At 42.6% G+C, this 22,549-nt stretch carries 18 protein-coding genes; 10 read left to right on the forward strand and 8 right to left on the reverse strand.

The window, feature by feature from the left end; translation table 11 throughout:
- The first annotated feature begins 56 nt into the window (after window positions 1-56).
- From I6E26_RS06450 to I6E26_RS06460, 3 genes are all read left to right on the forward strand, one after another.
- Window positions 57-1,244, forward strand: coding sequence for an MFS transporter (locus I6E26_RS06450; RefSeq protein WP_235321031.1), 1,188 nt, complete (start codon window positions 57-59; stop codon window positions 1,242-1,244).
- Window positions 1,245-1,381: 137 nt separating this feature from the next.
- Entirely contained in the window at window positions 1,382-2,893 is a 1,512-nt protein-coding gene (locus I6E26_RS06455) for an Eco57I restriction-modification methylase domain-containing protein (protein WP_235321032.1), read from the forward strand.
- Window positions 2,868-3,788, forward strand: coding sequence for a BsuBI/PstI family type II restriction endonuclease (locus I6E26_RS06460; protein ID WP_235321033.1), 921 nt, complete (start codon window positions 2,868-2,870; stop codon window positions 3,786-3,788). The genes I6E26_RS06455 and I6E26_RS06460 overlap by 26 nt, the downstream gene beginning before the upstream one ends.
- Window positions 3,789-3,879: 91 nt before the next feature.
- Here I6E26_RS06460 and I6E26_RS06465 read toward each other — a convergent pair whose 3' ends face one another.
- Window positions 3,880-5,280 (reverse strand): alanine/glycine:cation symporter family protein, encoded by a 1,401-nt coding sequence (locus I6E26_RS06465; protein ID WP_235321034.1) that lies wholly within the window; start codon window positions 5,278-5,280, stop codon window positions 3,880-3,882.
- A gap of 262 nt (window positions 5,281-5,542) precedes the next feature.
- Between I6E26_RS06465 and gyrA the strand changes: the two genes are divergently transcribed.
- Window positions 5,543-7,972 (forward strand): DNA gyrase subunit A, encoded by a 2,430-nt coding sequence (gene gyrA / locus I6E26_RS06470; RefSeq protein ID WP_328228027.1) that lies wholly within the window; start codon window positions 5,543-5,545, stop codon window positions 7,970-7,972.
- 115 nt (window positions 7,973-8,087) lie between these two features.
- On the opposite strand, the gene I6E26_RS06475 is transcribed toward gyrA, so the two are convergent.
- Together I6E26_RS06475 and I6E26_RS06480 are read right to left on the reverse strand one after the other, a co-directional pair.
- Window positions 8,088-9,398: an LCP family protein gene (locus I6E26_RS06475; protein WP_419179910.1), complete on the reverse strand. Its 1,311-nt coding sequence runs from the start codon at window positions 9,396-9,398 to the stop codon at window positions 8,088-8,090.
- 490 nt (window positions 9,399-9,888) lie between these two features.
- Entirely contained in the window at window positions 9,889-10,668 is a 780-nt protein-coding gene (locus I6E26_RS06480) for a DeoR/GlpR family DNA-binding transcription regulator (RefSeq protein WP_235321035.1), read from the reverse strand.
- 297 nt (window positions 10,669-10,965) lie between these two features.
- On the opposite strand from I6E26_RS06480, the gene I6E26_RS06485 reads away from it, so the two are divergent.
- The 3 genes from I6E26_RS06485 (at window position 10,966) to I6E26_RS06495 (ending at window position 13,491) form a co-directional block, all read left to right on the forward strand.
- Window positions 10,966-11,544, forward strand: coding sequence for an MFS transporter (locus tag I6E26_RS06485; protein WP_235321036.1), 579 nt, complete (start codon window positions 10,966-10,968; stop codon window positions 11,542-11,544).
- 134 nt (window positions 11,545-11,678) lie between these two features.
- Complete coding sequence (locus tag I6E26_RS06490) at window positions 11,679-12,185, forward strand: flavin reductase family protein (RefSeq protein WP_235321037.1); 507 nt, start codon at window positions 11,679-11,681, stop codon at window positions 12,183-12,185.
- Between the two features lie 4 nt (window positions 12,186-12,189).
- A complete protein-coding gene (locus I6E26_RS06495; RefSeq protein ID WP_235321038.1) occupies window positions 12,190-13,491 on the forward strand; it encodes a M18 family aminopeptidase in 1,302 nt (433 codons plus the stop codon).
- 995 nt (window positions 13,492-14,486) lie between these two features.
- Here I6E26_RS06495 and I6E26_RS06500 read toward each other — a convergent pair.
- The 5 genes from I6E26_RS06500 to I6E26_RS06520 all read right to left on the reverse strand — a co-directional run bounded on the left by I6E26_RS06500 (window position 14,487) and on the right by I6E26_RS06520 (window position 19,151).
- Window positions 14,487-15,281, reverse strand: coding sequence for an ABC transporter ATP-binding protein (locus I6E26_RS06500; RefSeq protein WP_235321039.1), 795 nt, complete (start codon window positions 15,279-15,281; stop codon window positions 14,487-14,489).
- Window positions 15,281-16,162: an ABC transporter permease gene (locus I6E26_RS06505; RefSeq protein WP_235321040.1), complete on the reverse strand. Its 882-nt coding sequence runs from the start codon at window positions 16,160-16,162 to the stop codon at window positions 15,281-15,283. The genes I6E26_RS06500 and I6E26_RS06505 overlap by 1 nt, the downstream gene beginning before the upstream one ends.
- Before the next feature lie 99 nt (window positions 16,163-16,261).
- Window positions 16,262-17,266: an ABC transporter substrate-binding protein gene (locus I6E26_RS06510; protein WP_235321041.1), complete on the reverse strand. Its 1,005-nt coding sequence runs from the start codon at window positions 17,264-17,266 to the stop codon at window positions 16,262-16,264.
- Between the two features lie 203 nt (window positions 17,267-17,469).
- Entirely contained in the window at window positions 17,470-17,838 is a 369-nt protein-coding gene (locus tag I6E26_RS06515) for a P-II family nitrogen regulator (RefSeq protein WP_419179911.1), read from the reverse strand.
- The gene (locus tag I6E26_RS06520) at window positions 17,838-19,151 is read right to left on the reverse strand and encodes an ammonium transporter (protein WP_268824834.1); all 1,314 of its coding nucleotides are present in this window, start codon (window positions 19,149-19,151) and stop codon (window positions 17,838-17,840) included. The genes I6E26_RS06515 and I6E26_RS06520 overlap by 1 nt, the downstream gene beginning before the upstream one ends.
- Before the next feature lie 442 nt (window positions 19,152-19,593).
- Here I6E26_RS06520 and I6E26_RS06525 point away from each other — a divergent pair, with 442 nt between their 5' ends.
- The 3 genes from I6E26_RS06525 (at window position 19,594) to I6E26_RS06535 (ending at window position 22,163) form a co-directional block, all read left to right on the forward strand.
- On the forward strand, window positions 19,594-20,652 hold the full coding sequence (locus tag I6E26_RS06525) for a methionine ABC transporter ATP-binding protein (protein WP_235321042.1): 1,059 nt from the start codon (window positions 19,594-19,596) through the stop codon (window positions 20,650-20,652).
- Complete coding sequence (locus tag I6E26_RS06530; RefSeq protein WP_235321043.1) at window positions 20,621-21,274, forward strand: methionine ABC transporter permease; 654 nt, start codon at window positions 20,621-20,623, stop codon at window positions 21,272-21,274. Before I6E26_RS06525 ends, I6E26_RS06530 begins: the two co-directional genes overlap by 32 nt.
- Before the next feature lie 70 nt (window positions 21,275-21,344).
- Window positions 21,345-22,163, forward strand: coding sequence for a MetQ/NlpA family ABC transporter substrate-binding protein (locus I6E26_RS06535; RefSeq protein WP_235321044.1), 819 nt, complete (start codon window positions 21,345-21,347; stop codon window positions 22,161-22,163).
- Window positions 22,164-22,549: the final 386 nt, after the last annotated feature.

Genomic DNA, 22,549 nt, shown 5'->3' on the forward strand with positions numbered 1-22,549 from the left:
CTGCTATCTTCGTAGAAAATATGTCATTCCAAATTGTGCCAAAGCAGAAAGGCGCAATGAATACGCTAATAAGCGATATGGGAGTAAAATTAATGCAGGAAATCTCTTTAAAATGGCGGCAGCATTCTGTCCGTAGTATTTTCTTTTTAGCTGGTCTTGCTAGTGCTACTTGGGCTCCTATGGTGCCTATTGTGAAGCAGCGATTAGGTATAACTGATGATATTATGGGGATGCTGCTTTTGTGCATAGGCATTGGTTCCACGTGTTCAATGCCACTTACCGGAGCGATGGCTAAGAAATATGGCTGCCGCAAGGTGATTACAGTAGTCAGTATTTTGATGACAGGTATTCTTTTCGGCCTTAGTCAGGCAAATTCTGTTTATCTGGTAGCAGCCTTTTTGTTGCTATTTGGCAGTGCTATTGGCATGCTAGATGTAACCATGAATATTAATGCCGTGCTGGTGGAGAAAATCAGTCCCCGCAGTATTATGTCCAATTATCATGGTATGTGGAGCACTGGTTGTTTCGTAGGAGCCGGCCTTTTTGCCCTGTGTCTCTCCAATGGTCTTTCTGTTACAAATGCCACCTGTATTTCTCTACTTATAATGGCGGCTATTATTGCTATATTCTCAGGGAAGCTGTTGGAATATGGTGATGATAGCAACTCAGAAGAAAAAGCTCATTTGATAGCCATTCCCCAAGGGGTAGTTGTTTTCTTCAGTATCGTTACAGGCATTTCTTTCCTGGTAGAGGGTGCGGTTATGGACTGGAGCGGTATCTTTATTACAGAAGTACACAATATGGATATTGCCTTGGCTGGCACAGGCTATTCCATCTACTCCGCAGCCATGCTGCTGTGCCGTTTTGGCGGGGATGCGGCAGTGCGACGTTTAGGCCGTAAGACTGTAGCTCTGGGCGGTATGGTTATTAGCTGTCTAGGCTTTTTGCTATTAATATTATCCCCTTGGGAAGAGGGCACCTTTGCCTCCTTCTTTATTATGGGGATCGGCTTGGCCAATGTAGTACCAGTGGTATTTTCCATTATGGGTAAGCAGAAGGATATGCCATCCGCTCAGGCCATTGCCGCAGTAAGCACTGTAGGTTATATGGGTGTCTTAGGCGGCCCGGCAGCAATCGGCTTTATCTCCAACGCCACTAGCCTCAACATAGCCTTCGGGATTATTGCCATCTTGATTGTTATACAGACGCTGATTACAAGGTATGTATTTCAAAAAATGAATTAAATAACTGGTTTCCACATAAAAATCTCTGCATAAATTTTGCAGGGATTTTTATTATTCTTGTTTAAGGAGAAAATGGGATTAAGTTTGCTATATGTTTCCCTTTTTGTTACAATATTTGTAGAAATGGAGGCGTACTTATGCTTTTTAATATTATTAAAACAACAATGGCATATCTGGAAAGTATGCCCAAAAAAGATAGGAAAAAAATAGGCCAGTTTTTTACCAGTGCAAACACAGCTCAGTATATGGCTTCCTTGTTCAAAATTCCTAACAAGGAGCACATTACCATTTTAGACCCTGGTACAGGTACGGGAATTTTGTCTGCTGCATTGGTAGAAAGGGTGCTAAAACACAATGAGAATATTTTCGTAGAGTTGACTTGCTATGAAGTAGATGAAAATGTTTTGCCTGTTTTGCAGGAGAATCTGCACCATATGAAAAGTATTTATGGTGATAGATTAGATATTATTCTCAAACAGGAAGATTACATATTATCTCAGGCAGATGATTTTAACCATGATATTTTTGAAGCTAGGGAAGCAAAAAAATGGGATATTGTAATTTCTAATCCTCCCTATATGAAAATTGAGAAAAAACATCCTGCCTCCATGGCTATGTTTAAGGTAGTGCACGGTTCTCCAAATCTATATTTTTTATTCATGTCTATGGCTTTATTTAATTTAAGACCGGATGGTGAGATGGTTTTTATTGTGCCTAGAAGTTGGACTTCAGGAGCCTATTTCAAGGCTTTTCGAGAATATTTATTATCTCATGGAAAATTAGAATATATACATCTTTTTGCCAGCAGGGACAAGGTTTTTAAGGAAGAACAGGTTTTGCAGGAAACCATGATTGTTAAAATAAAGAAAACCTGTGAAGCAGTTAAACAGGTAATAATAGCTTCTTCGGAATCTAGTCATGACTTTTCCCATGTTGAAAGGATAAAACAGGCATATAATCAAATTGTTGTGGGCAAGGATAAATATGTTCTTTTGCCTGTTAATCAGGAGCAGGTATCTGTAATAAATATGGTTAATACGTATGATAAAAATATGCCAGATTATGGCTATAAAATGAAAACTGGCATTGTGGTAGATTTTAGACAAAAATATGCTCTCAGGGATAAATGTGATAAAAATACAATCCCCCTTTTCTACAGTCAGAATATTCAAAATGGCAGGGTTAATCACAATCCATCTGGTAAGGAATATGATTGGATGGTGACAGATTATGCAGGCTTGATTCAGGAAAATAAGGATTATGTTTTTTTGAAGCGTTTTACCGCTAAAGAGGAGAAGCGGAGATTACAATGTGGTATTTATTGTTCGGAACAATTTAAGAAATATCCCTATATAGGTACTCATAATAAAATAAATTTTATCGAGCGTACAGATAAGACGCCATTTTCCAAGCAGGAAATATACGGAATATATGCTTTGTTTAACACTACTATATATGATACATATTATCGTATTCTCAATGGCAGCACTCAGGTAAATAGTACAGAGCTGAATAATATGCCAGTACCGCCTATGGAAATAATTTCTAAAATAGGTGAGAAGCTAATGGATAATGGAAATTTAGATACCAAAAATTGTGATAGGATTGTTATGGAGATTGCCTATGGAAAAGAAAATTCAGGATGCTAGAAATATTCTTCAGCAAATAGGAATGCCTCTCTCACAGCAGAATGATATTTGCGTATATACATTATTGTCCTTGGCTGGCATCACAGATGATAGTAATTGGGAAGAGGCAGATAATCAATGGATTGGTATCCATGATATTCTGATGTTTATAAGGGACAAATATGGCAGGGATTATGCTGAAAATACCAGAGAAACCATAAGAAAAAATTGTCTCCACCAGTTTCGGGATGGAGCTGTGGTGGAGGACAATGGTAAAGCTACTAATAGTCCCTTATATAAATACAGATTAACAGAAGAATTTTGCAATTTAATCAAATATTATGGTACTGCTGCTTGGGATTTGCAATTAGGTAGTTATATTCATGAGCATGGAACCTTGGTTGATAAGTACAGCAGTAAAAAGGCGATGGAAAAATTGCCAGTGAATATTAATGGCGCTGATTTTCATTTTAGTCCCGGCAAGCATAATCAATTGCAAAAGGCCATCATTGAGGAATTTGCACCTCGCTTTGCACCAAATAGTATGTGTCTATATGTTGGCGATACTGTGGATAGGGATTTATATAAAGATGTTGATATGCTGAATAAATTAGGCTTCAGTATTACGAATCATGATAAAATGCCTGATGTGGTTTTGTATAGGCCAGATGTTGAATGGTTGTATTTTATAGAGGCTGTAACCAGTGTAGGACCTATGAGCTCAAAAAGAATCTTAGAGTTAAAGGAGATGACTCAAAAGGTTAATGTGGGCAAGGTATATATTACAGCATTTTTGAACATAGATACCTATCGGAAATTTGTGAAGGAAATTGCTTGGGAAACTGAAGTATGGCTTGCGGAGATGCCAGAGCATATGATACATATGAATGGGGATAAATTCATGGGGCCAAGATAGATATTATCTGGCAAGAAAAAATTAAGTATAAAAAAATGAGGTTGCCACTTTTCTTGTAGTAAAGCGATAACCTCATTTTTTATTTTGCAATTTAATTCCAGTAATCTAATTTTTCCGTAATGCCAATACTGGAGGCTTTAAAGACAGGATTTTTGCCAGCGTTGCGTTGCTGCTCGTAGTCCTTGAGGCAGGCCATAGCACGACCGCCCAGAATTACGATTACAGGCAGGTTAATAATAGCCATACAGCCCATCAATACATCAGCAGTATCCCACAACAGGCCCATGCTGGAACCGGAGCCAATGAAAATCAGCAGGCAGGCCAGCAGGCGATAGCAGGTCATAAACAGCTTGCCTGGCACAGCCTCATTAATATAGGCCAAGCAGTTATCTACATAGTAGAGGTTGCCCAAAAGAGTAGTAAAGGCAAATAACAGCATGGAAACAGTCAAGAAGATACCAGCACCATTGCCCAGAGTAGCATCCAGAGCCGCCTGAACATAAGGGGCACCAGCCATTTCCGCAGTAGGCTCTACACCGGAGCTCATGCACAGGAAGGCAGTAGCTGTACAGATAAGCAGAGTGTCAATAAATACAGAGAACATCTGCACAAGGCCCTGCTTAACAGGATGAGAAACATCAGCAGAGGCAGCGGCATTTGGAGCGGAACCTACACCAGCCTCATTGGAATAAAGACCTCGCTTGATACCAAGCATAACACAGGAGCCGGTGAAACCACCGAAGATAGCCTCAAAATCAAAGGCTTCTGCAAAGATTGTTTCAAAAACATGAGGCAGCAGGCCGATATTCAGCAGGGTAACCACACCAGCTACCAGCACATAAATCATGCCCATGAAAGGCACCAGAGTGGAGGTAATACGGATAATACGCCGACCGCCGCCAAAGATGCACCAGCCAACCATTATAGCCAGAATACCGCCGATTACCCAAGGGGTAGATTGTGCATCATAGAAGCCAAAGCCAGAGAAGGTGGACTGGAGGTTGTAGGCACACAGCATATTAAAGCCTACACCATAGGTGAGAATCAGGGAAAGTGCAAAAATCACCGCAATAAATCTGTTCTTTAGGGCACTTTCAATGTAGTAGGCTGGGCCACCATAGCTGCTATGAGGGCCACGCTTTTTGTAAATCTGTGCCAGAGTGCTTTCCACAAAAGCAGAGCCTCCACCAACAATAGCAGCCAGCCACATCCAGAACATGGAACCAAAGCCGCCTAGACACAGAGCAGTAGATACACCGATAATATTACCAGTACCTACCCGGGAGGCTGTGGAAACCATAAGAGCCTGGAAGGAGGAAACGCTGTTCTTGTCAGCCTTTTTCTCCGTAATAACCCGCAGGGTTTCCCCTAAAAGACGCAGCTGAATAAATCTGGTGCGGAAGGTGTAGTATAGGCCAACACCTATCAGCATGATAATCAGCAGCTTGCCATACATAAAATTAGATATGGCACCAATCAATTCTGCATACATTTCGAAATCTCCTTTTCTATACGTTATATATACAGATATATTATAATGGCATATAAGAAATAAAACAAGATTATAGATATAGGCAAAAATTTTATGCTTATACTAGCATAGGAGGCACAGTAATCTTCTTTACAGAATTAAGCAGGAAAAGATTGGCAAGTGAAATAAATACTGTACTAAAAGGGCTAAATTTGCTATTTTAGGGGATTTCATGGTATAATTAGAGGCTGAATATTGTTTATTATTTGATTGAGGTGAGAGTGTGGAATTTGGTAATGGTAGGATTTTACCGGTAAATCTGGAACAGGAAATGCGTAATTCCTATATTGATTACGCCATGAGCGTTATTGTTTCCAGAGCTTTGCCAGATGTCCGTGATGGCTTGAAGCCAGTTCATAGAAGAATATTATATGCTATGCAGGAGGCAGGTATGACCTCCGGCAAGCCTTACAAGAAATCAGCCCGTATCGTAGGCGAAGTTCTTGGTAAATATCATCCTCATGGTGATAGCTCTGTTTATGATGCTATTGTGCGTATGGCTCAGGATTTCTCCATGCGTTATATGCTGGCTGATGGCCACGGCAACTTTGGTTCTGTGGATGGCGATCCTCCAGCAGCTATGCGTTACACTGAGGTGCGTATGGCCAAAATTGCAGAGCTGATGCTGCAGGATATTGATAAGGACACTGTGGATTTTGTACCAAACTACGATGAATCCCTGAAGGAGCCTTCTGTACTGCCATCCAAGTTCCCAGAGCTTCTGGTTAACGGTACATCAGGTATTGCGGTAGGTATGGCTACCAATATCCCTCCTCATAATATGAGTGAGGTTATTGATGGTGTTTTGATGCTTATTGACAATCCTGATGCTTCCGTAGAGGAGCTGATGACTGTTATTAAGGGACCAGATTTCCCTACTGGCGGTTTGATTATGGGCACCACTGGCATTCGGGATGCTTATACCACTGGTCGTGGCTCTGTTAAGATGCGGGCCAAGGCACATATTGAAACCATGTCCAATGGCAAGCCAAGAATCGTAGTTACTGAGCTGCCTTATCAGGTGAACAAGGCAAGACTGATAGAGAAGATTGCAGAGCTGGCTAGAGACAAGCAGATTGAGGGCATTACTGACCTGCGGGATGAATCTGACCGCAAGGGTATGAGCATTGTTATTGAGCTGCGCAAGGACATTAACCCTGATATTATGCTGAATCAGCTGTACAAGCATACTCAGCTGCAGGATACCTTTGGCGTAATTATGCTGGCCTTGGTGGATAACCAGCCACGCATTTTGACTTTGAAGCAGGTATTGCATTATTACATCCAGCATCAGGAGGATGTTATTACCAGAAGAACCAGATATGAGCTGTCCAAGGCAGAGGCTAGAGCTCATATTTTGGAGGGTTTGACCATTGCTCTGGATCATCTGGATGCAGTAATTACCACTATTCGTGAGTCCCAGACTGCTGATATTGCCCGCAATGCTTTGATGGATGGCTTCAAGCTGTCTGAGAAACAGGCCCAGGCTATCCTTGATTTGCGTCTCCAGCGTCTTACCGGTTTGGAGCGGGAAAAGATTGAGGAGGAGTATCAGGAAGTTCTGAAGAAAATTGAGTGGCTGAAGTCTGTACTGGCTGATGAAAGCAAGATTATGACCATTATAAAGGAAGAGCTGACTGCGGTTAAGGAGAAATATGGTGATGCCCGCCGCACTACCATTACCTATGATATGTCCGAAATGAGCGAGGAAGATCTTATTGCTGACGAGGATGTGGTACTGACTATCAGCCACAACAACTATATCAAGCGCATGAAGCTGGATACCTATAACAAGCAGAACCGTGGCGGTCAGGGTATTCTGGGTATGTCCACCAAGGAAGGGGACTTTGTGGAGAATATTCTTATTACCACTACCCATCATACTATCCTGTTCTTTACCAGCCGTGGCCGGGTACACTATCTCAAGGCATATCAGATTGCTGAAGCCAGCCGCCAGGCTAGGGGTACAGCTCTGATTAACCTTTTGAAGCTGGACAAGGGAGAGAAGATTACTGCTGTATTGCAGGTACGGGAGTACAATCCTGCCAAATTCCTCTTTATGGCTACTCGCAAGGGTATTGTCAAGAAGGTTCAGCTGTCCGAGTTCAATACTACCCGCAAGCTGGGCGTTATTGCTCTGAAGCTGGATGATGATGACGAGCTGATTGGTGTTAAGCAGACTGATGGCCAGAAGCAGATTGTTATCGGTACTCGCAATGGTTATGCCATTATCTTTGATGAGGAGGAAGTACGCTCCATGGGACGTATTGCTAGAGGTGTCAAGGGTATCAAGCTGCGGGATGGCGATGAGGTTGTAGGCATGGATACCATCAAGCGGGATTCTGAGATTCTGACAGTAACTGCTGGTGGCTATGGCAAGCGTACCAAGGTAGAGGAATATACTACTCATCATCGTGGCGCTATGGGTGTTATTAACCTGAGAGTTACCGAGAAAACCGGTGAGGTTATTGGCTTGAAGGTAGTTCGTGATGGTCAGGAGCTGATGCTTATCAGCACCAATGGAATTATTATCCGCACAGGTCTGGATAAGATTTCTGTTATTGGCCGTGCCTCTCAGGGAGTTATCATTATGAAAACTGCTGAGGATGATAAGGTAGCTTCTATGGCTATTCTTACCCAGAAGGCTGAATAAAAATCGAGTTTATACACAGAGAAGATCTTGATTTTCTCTGTGTATTTTTTTGCAAAAAAATTCCCCTTCAGGGAGAAGAAATTATCTTCTTTCCTGAAAGGGAATAGTTAATGTTTTAATTTGAGGTTTTGCCAGTTGTTGGCAGGCTCATGCTAGGCGCTGGAGCTGGTTCTACAGCTTCTGGCAGATTCTGCTCACTGTTTTCCCTTGGTTCCTTATCTGGAATCTTGCTGCCCCTGGTATCTTCCTCATCTCGATATGGATCGGAGAGGTCTTCTTTGTCCTCGGTGTACTTTTCTTTGGAGCTGCTATGTTTTTTGTCCTTGCTCTGGGCGGAGTCTATATCCTCATTATAGCGATCCAGTCCCAGCTTGTGCATGGTAGCCTCATCCATAGGAATTTCCTGGGCATCATCCGGTACGGAGTTTTCATATTCCAGCATTTCCCGCTGAGTAGCACTGCGCAGATCAGGACTGATTTTTACATCCAGAGTGTTGGCTACCGTAGCCCGCAGCTTGGACAAATCAGGAATCCAGTAGCTGACACCACCAATATACATAGGACGTCCTGGCAGCATTTCTGTCTGGAGGCCATTGCTTTGTGCTTCCTTTAGGGCAGCCATAAATTCAATCATCTGTTTTACAGAAAGGTCTGTATTGATGGAATCTACAACCTGACCGATAATAGCTGGAATGCGAGGAATAATCGATGGTGAAGTAAGCTTATCCATAACAGCCTTCATGAATTTCTGCTGTCTGGTGATACGGCCAATATCTCCCTCTTCATCTCGGTATCTTACGTAGGTAATGGCAGTGTTGCCATCCATATGCTGCTGGCCGGGATAAAGATTAATGACCAAGCCACCATTATCATCCCAAGGATCCTCATAATACATACGCTTTTCTACGTTAATATCTATACCGCCAATGGCATCAATGATTTTGGTAAAGGCATTAACATTAATAATAACGTAATGCTCCATTTCCACTCCAAGCAAATCCTCAATTGTGCTTTGGGTAAGTCTGTGACCGCCGTAGGCGTAGGTAGCATTGATTTTGTCAAAGCCATGTCCCTTGATTTTCACACGGGTATCTCTAGGTACAGAAAGGATGGCAGCCTTGTGTTTCTTGGCATCCAGTGTAGCAATCATCAGGGTATCGGAACGGCCTACATCCCCTTCCCGCTCATCTACACCCATTAGCATAACCACGGTTTTATCCGGGGAGGCCATACGGGCAGCTTTATTTTCTGTAGGCTTGTCATCAAATAGACTGGAGGAAGCAAAGAGAGCTCCAGCTACAGCTGCTAGGGCAAAGGCGCCAAGCAGTAAGACAATAGGCAGCCAGGAGTTTTTTTTCTTCTTTTGATGCCGCTCCCGTCGGGAACGATAGATAGGCTGTTTTTCATCATATTGTTTTTTTGGCAATATATTTCATCTCACTTTTTTAGAATAAGCAAGCTGTCGCAGCTATTTTATGCCTTTGCTCTTGTAAAAGCAGGCTATGCCCTATCGACAAGCATACTACACTACATTATACAACCTTTTGTGAAAATTTGCTTGAAGAAATAGAGAAAATCCAGAGGCAAGAAAAAAATAATATTTATACACAGAACAGGGGATAAATAGATATTATACAGGGAAATTTGTGGATAAAGTGGAATAATAGAGGAAAAGTTATCCACAGGTGTGGATAATATTGGGGATAATTCAAGATATTGTAGCTATATTAATAGAATAACACAATATCTTGATATGAAAATCAGAGATAAAAAAATATCCCTGTGGATACCTGTGAATAAGTAGTGAATATCTTTGGTGAACAAATGAGTAAGTATTGGTAATATTAGCGAAAAAAAACAGCTGTCCCAGAGATTTTCTCTGTAAACAGCTGCTGTTATCCACTGCTGTGGATAAGTTATTCACCATTATAAATAAGTTCTACGTTGTTATTATTAAAGAAGTCAATATATTTTTGAGTTGGTTTTTTGTCCATAATGACAGAATCAAAATCCTTTAGGGCATTGTAAGAAACCAAGGATGGAGAATCCAGCTTTGAGGTATCCATCATTAAATAATGCTTGCCAGGCTTGGTAGCCAAAAGATACTGAATCTCACAATCTAAAGGGGAAGCACTGGTGGCGCCATTTTCGATGGAAACACCAATGGTGGACATAAAGAATTTGGAAATATTATACATGCTAAGGCTGCGGGCTACGCTAGGGCCAACAAAAGCCTTGCTAGGGGGATAAAGGGTGCCGCCAGTGGCAATAATGTTGAACTTCTCTGTTTCTACGGCTGCGTTAATGGCATTAATATTGGCGGTAACTACAGTGACGTTCTTTTTCTTTTCGATATATGGCAGCATCAATGCTGTGGTGGTGCCAATATCAATATAGATAACATCCTCGTCATTTACCAAATCTGCCGCCAGCTGGGCAATCTTCATTTTCTCGTCAATATTAGTAGTATTCATAACCCAGTTATGGCCTGGCCTGTTTTCAGGTTCAGGTTCCTTGGTATCGTTTAGGACAATACCGCCATAAACTTTTTTAATGCTGCCATTTTTGTCCATCTCAGCAATATCTCGGCGAATGGTGTTCTTGGAAACATTGAAATACTCGCATAAATAGTCAATGGACAAGCTGTGCATATCCATGAGAAGTTCTTCAATTTTGCGGATACGATTAACTTTCATTTACTCACCTGTTCATAATAAATGCTTCTTTTTGTAATGTTTTGGGTAACTTATATATAATTATACCCAAAAAATATACAAAATACAAGAATCTTTCCCGCAAAAATAGAATTTTGTAGATATTCTTGTTTTATTAAAAAATTTGTGTCAAAATGGGAAAAATGTCGGTAAAAATCAAAAAAATTTTACTGACAATTTTTTTAAAATTCTGCTATACTATTAATACCATTTGTGGGTAGAAATGTTAAACACTGCCTGGCAAATGGTTTTATTTTTCTGTAAGAAAGGTGCGATAATATGTATAAAAAACTCATGGTAATCTACCTTGGTATTCTGGCGGCTATGGCTCCCCTGGCCACAGATATGTATCTGCCCTCCCTGCCTGAGCTGCAGGCTGATTTTGGCAGCAGTACGGCTTTGATTCAGCTAACCTTGACTATGACTACTTTAGGTATGGCAGCAGGACAGATTTTTGCTGGGCCAATTAGTGATTTGCGAGGCCGCAAGGTACCTGAGTACAAAATGTTGTTTGCTTCTATTGCAATGCAAATTTTAGGTAGTATACTGTTATTGGGCACCTTTGCTTTTGCAGATAATTTCTGGCTGGTACTGCTTTTCCTGGCTATTAGCGTTATGCCTATTCCAATTATTGGTGCCGTAAGCTTTTCTCTGGCTCTCAACGGTCAGGGACGGAATGCAGGCAGTGCTTCCGCTTTGTTGGGATTCTTCTCCATGTTTTTGGGAGCTTTGATGATGCCTGTAGCAGGTTATATTGGCACAGATACTGGTATACCTATGGCAGTAATTATGCTGTGTGGGTTCCTGCTGGCTATGCTTTGCTATTGGACTATGATTCAGCCTGAGCATCAAAGGTAAATTTGTCTTAGTTATCCACATAATTCTTGTGTATAAGTCAGTGGAAATGTGGATAACTATTATATATATGTAGATAATTTACATATGAGTTGTGAAAAAATAATGGCGTGTTGTTGAAAAATGGAGGTTTTAGAATGAGTTTTAAGGAAATTGCACCAGAAAATTTCGAGGAAAGTGTTTTCAAGGTAATTGGTAAGGATTGGCTGCTGCTGGCTGGCACCAAGGATGGTAAAACCAATGCCATGACTGCTTCCTGGGGCGGCATGGGGATTATGTGGGGCAAGCCTGTAGCCTTTGTATTTATTCGTCCTCAGCGGTATACCAAGGAATTTGTGGATAATAGCCAGGGCATGACCATTTCTGTTTTGGAGGATCCAGATCACAAGGTAATGAGTTACTTTGGCAGGGTTTCCGGCCGTGATGAGGATAAGATTGCCAAGAGTGGCCTTACTAAGGTAGAGGAGAATGGGCAGGTTTACTTTGAGGAAGCAAGAATTGCTATGGTTTGCCGCAAGCTTTATGCTCAGGAAATGAAGCCTGAATGTTTCTTTGATAAGGAAAGTGATGCTAAATGGTATCCTAATAAGGATTACCACACTATGTATGTTATGGAGATTGAAAAGCTGCTGGTAAAGGAGTAATGATATGTATGATTCCGTTAGAAGTCTGCTGGAACTGGTACAGGAAGCTGTTTCTCCTTGGCATACAGTACAGGCAGTCAGAAAAAGACTAAGCAAGGCAGACTTTCAGCCTTTGAAATTGGGAGAAAAATGGCAGCTGGAGTCAGGGAAAAGTTATTATTTGGAAGCCTTTGGTTCCACGGTTTTAGCCTTTAACATAGGCTGTAATGGCTATACAGAGGCCAATAATCTACGGATAGCTGCCTCTCATACAGATTTTCCGGGCCTTAGAATCAAGCCTCATGCCAGCGTTATCAAGGATGGCTATGGGGTGCTGAATATTGAGTCCTATGGGGGATTGATTCTGGCCAGCTGGCAGGATAGGCCCCTGTCCATTGCCGGGAAGATTACCTTGAAGGGCCAGGATGCTTTTCATCCTCAGGTAAGGCTGGTGGATTTTGCCAAGCCTCTTTTGACTATTCCTGAGCTGGCTATTCATATGAACCGCAAGGTAAATGAAGGAGTACCCCTCAAAAAGCAAAAGGAAATGTTACCTTTAATGGCGGTGCTGGGCAAGGATGGGGATAAAAATTTCTTTGACCATTGGCTGGCAAAAGAATTGGGCTGTGAGCCAGAGGAGATTCTTGCCTATGAACTGAATCTTTATCCCTACGAGGCTGGCTGTCAGCTGGGCTTGGCTGGAGAACTGGTTTCGGCTCCTCGCTTGGATAATATTACCTCAGTGGAGGCTTGTTTACAGGGGATTGTTGCTTCCTCTGACGAGGCTCAGGAGCTATCTGGTATTCGTTTGGCAGCTTTTTTTGATAATGAGGAAATCGGCAGCCGCACCAAGCAGGGAGCCGGCTCAGGCATCCTGCTAGAGGTGCTGGAGCGGATTTATTTGGCTCTTGGCTATGACAGGGAGGCTATGTGGCAGGCTGTTAGCGGTGGCTTTATGTTGTCTGTGGATGTGGCTCATGCTCTGCATCCGAATTATGGGGAAAAATATGATCCTTATACCAGACCTGTACTAAATGGCGGTGTAACTTTGAAGCAAGCTGCTTCTCAGTCCTATGCTGGAGATGCTCAGGCAGTGGCCATAATTAAGGCTCTTTGCCAGCAGGAAGGTATTCCTTGTCAGATGTTTGTGAATCATGCTGACCAGCCTGGTGGCTCTACTCTAGGCTCTATTGCTTCTGCTTTAGTGCCTATGCGAACTATGGATGTAGGCGTGGCTATGCTGTCCATGCATTCTGCAAGGGAAACTATGGGGGCTGCTGATCAGCAGGCTCTTAATGAGTTAATTAGCAAATTCTATACAGTATAATTTTCTTTACATATTATGAGAGATAGGAAAATTACCTGAGCTGGGTATTTTTTCTGTCTCTTATTTTGTGCGCAGATATTGGGGGATAATATATATTCAAATTTTTAGTGAAATATTGATATTCTTAATGAGTATGTTTTGGATATGTTTTTATACTCATTGTCCTGCTTGAAAGGAGTAAGTTCCATATAAATCGGAATTGTATACATAAAACTATACTATTGTCAGTAAATATCAGATAATTCTCATGATATATGAGTATGTTTTGCCTTTAAAGAAATTATACATGGTAAACTTTTGGTTATTTTTTTAAAAAAATCATAAAATACCCTTGACATACTCATAAAGGTGTAGTATTATATAACCATCGACAGGGACATAGCACAGAGCGAAAGACAGAATCGGTTAGTCGGAAGCTCAACACCCCTCGCTATGAAACTTCGATATACCCCTTTTACGCGACATTCCCCTGTGTCGCAAACCCCTCTCTTTTAATAGATACTTCTTCTTTTACCTAAAAGAGGAAAAAGGCTGTGAAAACGTCGCCTATCGTTTTTACAGCTTTTTTCTTTGCCTAAATTTATTTTAGCTGTTTTGTACAGTTGGGTGGATGTAGGGAAAATTGTAAAGTAGAGCCAAAGACTTATTTGCATAACGGCATACATATACTCTTTACTGAGGCATGGCATATACCCTTACAGGCACGCTCGCGCTATATTGATGTGCCTTCTATTTTGTGTATTCATTGCGTCTTTCTGCTTTGGCACTATTCGTAATTTTGACGTATTTACTGAAATGGAACAGCAGATGATAGTACCCTAAGAAAACCCTTGCTAAGCCTCGGTGCTTAATGAGTTCAAGCCGTAAGGCGCAGAAGGAATTTAGCATCCCTCGGGTAGTTAAGCTAGAGGAAATCCCTAAGGATATTTATATGTAAAACAAAATTGGCAGGCTAGAGATAATTCTAACCTGCCAATTTTTATGGAAATTTTCACTTAGCTAAGCAGCAGTGCATCAGAGTTCAGCTCACTGCCAGCAGCTTTTTCAAACATAGCCAAAAGGTCTTTGATGGTAAGATGCTTCTTTTCCTCGCCCTTAACATCAATCAGGATTTTGCCATCATGAAGCATAATCAGGCGATTGCCACAGGCCAAGGCATCCTTCATATTATGGGTAATCATCAAGGTAGTAAGGTTGCGCTTGTGGACAATATCCGTAGTCAGGGATAATACCTGGGCAGCAGTCTTAGGATCAAGAGCAGCAGTATGCTCATCCAAAAGCAGCAGCTTTGGTTCCACCAGAGTAGCCATCAGCAAAGTAAGAGCCTGACGCTGACCACCAGACAGCAGGCCTACCTTGGATTCCAATCTATCTTCCAAGCCCAGATTCAAGGTTTTTAGCTGTTCCCGGAAAAACTCTCTCTGAGCCACAGGGGCACTCCAGCGAAGGGTAGGAGTTTTGCCACGACGGGCAGCAATAGCCATATTCTCCTCAATCTGCATATTGGCAGCAGTACCCATCATAGGATCCTGGAATACACGGCCAATGTATTTGGCTCTTTTGTGCTCAGGCCATTTGGTAATATCCTGACCATCAATAACAATTTTGCCTCTATCTACTGGAAAGGTACCAGCAATGGAGTTCATCAGAGTAGATTTACCAGCACCGTTACCGCCAATAACTGTAACGAAGTCACCTGGCTCCAAGTGAAGGGTAACTCCCTTTAGAGCCTTTTTTTCGGTAATAGTACCTGGGTTAAATGTTTTGGCAATATCTTCAATTCTCAGCATTAGTCCTTCGCCGCCTTTCTCTTATTTAATTTCGCTTGGAACAGAGGCATGGACAAAGCGGCTGCTACCAGAATAGCTGTAAAGAGCTTCAAATCATTTGGTGGCATACCCATCTGCAAAACAATGGCAATAACAGCACGATAAGCAATGGAGCCAAGAATAACAGACAGCAGGCAGTTCTTGAAACTGCGGGTGCCAAAGAGCACCTCGCCGATAATAACAGAAGCCAAGCCGATAACAATGGTGCCAACACCCATACCTACATCGGCAAAGCCGTTGGCCTGGGCTACCAAAGCGCCGGACAGGGCTACCAAAGCATTGGAAATCAAAAGGCCCAGGATAACAGTAATATCAGTATTGACGCCGTTGGCCCGAATCATATGAGGATTGCAGCCAGTAGCACGAATAGCAGCACCGATTTCTGTACCAAAGAAAAGATAACAGCCTACAGCAGTAATAATAACAGCAATTAGACCAATAACCAAAATCATTTGGGACAGCTCCAGGCCAGGAATGGCATAGAGAGAAAATACGGTATCAACCTGCAACAGAGAAATATTTGCCTTGCCCATAATCCGCAGGTTGACGGAATACAGGGCAATCATGGTCAGAATACCCGCCAAAAGAGCAGGTATTTTTAGCTTGGTGCACAGAATACCGGTAATAATACCGCCCAGCATACCTGCAAAGGCAGCAGCCATCATGGCAGGAATAGGACTCCAGCCCGCTACTAGACAGGCAGCCGCAGTAGCTGCACCTAGAGGGAAACTGCCCTCTACAGTCAAATCAGCAATATCAAGCACCCTAAAGGTAATGTATACACCTATAGCCAGCAGGGACCACAAAAGTCCCTGAGATATAGTAGGAATTATCAGATCCAAAGTCAATTCTCCATTCTAAAAAACAGCTCCAGGCTGCTTTGCCGGGAAATAAATCAGCGGCAGGGGCGCCCGGAGCAAATATTTTCTTACTTATAAATATTACTCTACTACGTCGGCATCCTTCAGCAGATCATCGCTAAGGGTAATGCCTAACTTAGCAGCATCAGTCTTGTTAAACATAGCCTTGAGAACCTTGGCAAACTGAATTGGCATATTGGCAGGCTTGGATTTTCCCTCCAGAATATCAGCAGCCATATGGCCGGACTGCTTGCCCAGCTCATAGTAATCAATACCATAGGTAGCCAGACCGCCGTTCTTTACCATATTTGGCTCACCGCAGATAACTGGCTTCTTGGCAGCATCGGTAACAGATACCAAAGTAGGAATTGCAGAAGCAATTACATTGTCAGTTGGCTCCCAGAAAATATCAACCTTGCCCACCAGACTCTGAGCAGCCTGCTGAATATCATTTACATTGGAAATGGTAGCAGACTCAACTTTCAGGCCCTTGGACTCAGCATATTCCTTCATAGCTTTGAACTGAATCTCAGAATTGGCCTCGCTGGAGGTATAGATACAGCCAATGGTCTTAGCATTTGGTGCAATCTTCAGCAGCAGATCAATCTGCTCCTTGATAGGATTCATATCGCTGGTACCAGTCAGATTGCCGCCTGGCTCATTATTGCTTTTAATCAGCTTGGCACCTTCATAGTCAGTAATAGCAGAAGCTACAATAGGAATATCCTTGGTAAGATTGGCTACAGTCTGAGCTGCAGGTGTAGCAATGGCATAAATCAAATCAACCTTGTCATTAACAAAACGCTGACCGATATTCTGCAGATTGGACTGGTCGGCCTGAGCATTTTGCTGGTCAATTATCAGATTCTTGCCCTCCTCAAAGCCACGCTCCTTAAGACCATCTACAAAGCCCTTGTTGGCAGCATCCAGAGCATTGTGCTCTACCAGCTGAACAATGCCTACCTTGTACTGCTTGTCGCCAGAGTTGTCAGCCGCCTTGTTAGAGCCGCAGCCAGCTAACAGGCCAAAGGACATAATAGCAGCGGCGCAGAGAGCAGCTGCCTTTATTTTCTTACCGAAAATCATTAAAACCACCCCTTAAACATTATAGAAAAACTTAAATAGTATTATACATTATTAAAAGACAAAAATCCATAATTATATTTACCTTTTAATAGGTTAAAGTAAAATTAAATAAAAACTGTTGAAATAAGTATGTATTTAGCAATGACAAAGGGATAGCCAACTAGCAGCTATCCCTCTGTCTATAGTGTATGTTGTGTGGATATCTATTTCTTTTCTCCAGGAATGTCCATTATAGCCTCTGGACCTCTCTGGCCTGTACGAATGCGGACAGCATCGGTCAGCTCGGTAACGAAGATTTTGCCATCACCGTAGTTGCCAGTGCGGAGAGCCTTTTCGGCCGCATCCAATACAGTATCAACAGGAATCTCGCAGACAACGGTTTCCAATTTGATTTTTGGAACCAGATTTACATCATATTTTTTGCCACGATAGACCTCTTCATGGCCTTTCTGCAGGCCACAGCCAAAGACCTGGCTGACAGTCATACCCAGCACACCAATATCATTTAATGCTTCCATCAGCTCATCCAGCTTGTTGGAGCGGGTGATAATCTCAATTTTGGTCATCTTCATTATATTGTGCCTCCCTTGGCATTAACCTTCATGACAGTATTGGCCAGCATTTCGCTGGAATCCTCAAAGCTGCCCATAATAGTACCGCCTACAACGGAGCGGCCATAGCCACGCTCGCCATGTTCCACGATATCCAAGCCAGCCAGTTCCTCGGACTCATCAGCACGCACATCACAGATAGCGCTGACAATCTTGAAGAGGATGAAAGTACCTACAATAGCCAATGCATAGGCTACAACAGTGGAAATAACCTGAGCTACAAACAAATCAGTTTCCCCATAGAAAAGACCGTTGGCACCAGCTGGGTTTACACCAGTGGTAGCCCAAAGACCGGTGGCCAGAGAACCCCAGGTACCGCCTATACCGTGAATACCAAAGGCATCAAGGGAATCATCATAGCCCAGCTTGTCCTTAAGAACGGCTACGGCAAAGTAGCAGATACCGCCGCCTATCAGACCAATGATAATGGCAGGTAATGGCTCTACAAAACCAGCAGCTGGAGTAATAGCTACCAGACCTGCAATACAACCGGAAACAGCACCCAGAACAGTTGGCTTGCCGTTAAACTTCCACTCCATGAGTACCCAGGAAACAGTAGCAGCGGCAGCAGCAGCCTGAGATACTACAAAGGCACTGGCAGCCAGTGCATTAGCACCAAGGGCACTGCCGGCATTGAAGCCGAACCAGCCAAACCACAGAATCGAAGCACCTAGAACAGTCATTGGCAGGTTATGAGGCAGCATGGCGGTTCTGCCATAGCCACTGCGCTTGCCAAGTAGAATACAAAGAGTCAAACCAGAAACACCAGAGAGAATATGGATAACCAGGCCACCAGCAAAGTCCAAAGCACCCAGCTCGGCCAGGAAGCCACCGCCCCATACCCAATGAGCCATCGGGTTATAAATTAATACAGCCCACAGCAGCATGAGAATGGCAAAGGCCTTGAACTTCATTCTCTCAGCAAAGGCACCAGTAATCAGGGCTGGAGTCAATGCAGCAAACATACACTGGAAGGCTACAAAGGCCAGCTCTGGAATAGTACCACCCTCCAGAATCTTCATGCCAATGCCGGTTAGGCCGACCTTGCTGAAATCACCAATAAAGCCATTTACATCAGGGCCAAAGGCCATAGTGTAACCAATAACGATAAACTCTACAGAAATCATGGCCAGAATGAACATGCTCTGCATAATAGTGGTCAGTACGTTTTTGCTTCTAACCATGCCACCGTAGAACAGGGCAAGGCCAGGTGTCATAAAGAATACCAGGGCCGCGCTAATCAGGACCCAGGCAGTATCGCCAGTATCAATCATGTTAATCAAATCCTTTCTCCACACATACACAACTACTTAAATAATAGATAAAAACGGCTTTGCCTTAACAAAAAATGCCGTCCCATAGCTATTTGTCTAAATAACCATAAGACGACATTGTCTCGGCAGATGAAATTGTGATATATATATCATTCGCCCGGAAAACAGAAAAGTCCCGAAAAACCTGATTGGCTTTCCGGGACTCCATTGTCCGTTTGATGTAATTTATTATAGTCACATGGCTTGGGAATGTCAATAGACAAAGGTATTGTATACGTGGATACAATAGAAAGATGGTGAAAGGGATATTTATTTTTCTTGCCAAAGTAGGTATAATATCATTGTTATGTTATTGACAGAATACTATTTTCTTGACCTTTGGAGGAAAATGTGTTATCATGCAAAACATACAGGAAAACAATGTTTTTAGGAGTTGAAGCCTGTGATTGATTTATCCCATATTGAGAAAATCTATGACAGTCCCTCTGGCCCGGTAAAGGCTATTAAGGATATCAGCCTCCATATTAATAAGGGAGAAATTTATGGTATCATTGGTCTTAGCGGTGCTGGCAAATCCACCTTGGTACGGTGTATCAATCTTTTGGAGCGCCCTACCAGTGGTGTGGTAACAGTGGATGGTCAGGATATAACAGCCATGAGCGAGAGCCAGCTTAGGCAGGCCCGCAAAAGTATTGGTATGATTTTTCAGCATTTTAATCTGCTGTCCTCGGCAACGGTATATGACAATGTTGCCTTTCCTTTGCGGTTGGTTAATGCCCCCAAGGAAAAGATTCACAAGAAGGTTATGGAGCTTTTGGAGCTGGTAGGTCTTGCTAATAAGGCAGATCAATATCCATCCCAGCTATCTGGTGGTCAGAAGCAGCGGGTAGGTATTGCTAGAGCTTTGGCCAGTGAGCCAAAGATTCTGCTGTGCGATGAGGCTACCTCAGCCTTGGATCCACAGACCACCAAGTCTATTCTGCAGCTTATCAAGGATATTAATGCTAAGTTGAAACTTACTGTAGTGGTTATTACCCATGAAATGCAGGTTATCAAGGATATTTGCGATAAGGTAGCTGTTATTGACAAGGGCGTTATTGCGGAAAAGGGCAGAGTGCTGGACGTATTTACCAATCCCCAGCAGCCTATTACCAAGGAATTTATCAGTGTGCTGCTCAGTAATGATTTGCCAGTAGGCTTTCGGGAGCGGGAAGTTAAGGCAGAGCCATTCCCAGATAGTCTGCTGTTAATTCGTCTAACCTTTATTGGAGAATCTGCCAATGAACCAGTTATCAGCAAGTTGATTAAGAATTTCGACCTGGAGGTTGGCATTCTCTTCGGCAGTCTGGATGATATCAAGGATGTGCCTTTTGGCCGTTTGATTATCAGTTTGGATGGCAGCCAGGAGGAAATTGACAAGGCTATGTCCTATGTAGAAAAACAAGAACTGAAAGTGGAGGTGATTGGCTATGTCAGCAGACATGATTCCACTCATCACTAAGGCTATGGGAGAAACCGTTTATATGGTGGCTCTGTCTATGGTGATAGCCTCTATAATCGGTGTTCCTCTTGGGGTGTTGCTGCACACCACCGCCAAAAATCAGATTTTGGAATGTGCGGTAATTAACAAGGTATTAGGTGCAGTAGTAAATGCTGTTCGTTCTATTCCTTTCGTTATATTAATGGTAGCAATTATACCTTTGACTCGTCTGTTGGTAGGCAGTTCTATTGGTACAACGGCTGCTATGGTGCCATTGGTACTAGCCTCTGTGCCTTTCATCGGACGTCAGGTAGAAACCTCTCTCAGAGAGATTCCAGAGGGAATTGTGGAGGCAGCACAGGCTATGGGTGCCACCCCTATGCAGATTATTACCAAGGTGCTTTTGCCAGAGGCTATGCCTAATATTGTGGCTCAGCTCACAACTGTTGTTATCAGTCTGGTAGGTGAATCTGCTATGGCTGGTGCCATTGGCGGCGGTGGCCTGGGTGATTTGGCTATTCGCTATGGTTATCAGCGCTTCCGCCCTGATATTATGATTGCCACTGTAGTAGTGCTGATTATCATGGTGCAGGTTGTGCAGTTTGCTGGTAATGCTTTGGCCAAGAAACTGGATAAGCGATAAGTTTTTTATGACAAATGGTGCAACATAAATGCATTTATTTGTCCAACATAAAAAAGGAGGAATATATATTATGAAGAAAGTATTAGCAGTTTTGGCAGCAATGGCTGTAGCTGTTCTGGCTTTGGCTGGCTGCGGCGGCACTGATGATAAGAAGGCTGCCACTGAAACCAAGGTACTGAAGGTAGGTGCTACCGCAGTTCCTCATGCTGAGATTCTGGAGCAGATTAAGGATGATCTGAAGGCAGAGGGCATTGATTTGCAGGTTGTTGAGTTCAATGACTATGTACAGCCAAACCTTGCTCTTAACGACAAGGAGTTGGATGCCAACTACTTCCAGCACGCTCCATATCTGGAGAACTTCATAAAGGAGCATCCAGAGGTAAAGCTGGCTAACGCTGCCGGTATTCATATTGAGCCAATGGGCATCTATTCTCACAAGGTAAAGAGCCTGAATGAGGTTAAGGATGGCGCTACTGTAGCTATTCCTAATGATCCTACCAATGGCGGCCGTGCTTTGATTCTTTTGAGCAAGGCTGGTCTTATTACCCTGAAGGATAACAACGATATTGCTGCAACTGTAAATGATATTACAGCTAATCCAAAGAACTTAAAGTTCCAGGAGCTGGAGGCTGCTCAGGTGCCACGTTCCATTGATGATGTAGATCTGGCTGTTATCAACAGCAATTTCGCTATGCAGGTACCTTTGAATCCAGTAAAGGATTCCCTGTATATTGAGGATGCTACTTCTCCATATGTAAACATCGTAGCTGTTCGTCAGGGTGATGAGGAGCGTCCAGAGATTAAGGCATTAATCAAGGCTCTCCAGTCCGAGAAGGTTAAGAAGTTCATCGAGGAGAAATACCAGGGTGCTGTTGTAGCAACCTTCTAATTTCATAGTAATTGTAGAACTGTCTCATTGGTCAAAATGCGGCAGTTCTATTTTTTTGAGATTGTTAGAGTTACATTTTAAGATATTTTGCTGGTGGTAATTGATGTAAATAATTTGTACAACAAATTTCATTACGCTATAACAAATTGTTCAGTTGACAGACAGTTTTTACCCATAATAAGCATTATTAGAAGGAGTCCTTGCAATTTACAAGAAAAATCTATTTTTTCTTATTATTTTTGTTGACTTCTTAAATGTGTTAGGGTATTATAAACATATCAATGAAATTTTGTTGCGATTGGATTTTTATAATGTGCAATCGGAGGAAAATTCAAATATGAGGTACCGGTAAAGCATAGGCATTATTGATTATTCGTGTATTTCCG

It is taken from the genome of Anaerovibrio lipolyticus, from assembly GCF_021531495.1.
In the GTDB taxonomy this organism is placed as follows: domain Bacteria; phylum Bacillota; class Negativicutes; order Selenomonadales; family Selenomonadaceae; genus Anaerovibrio.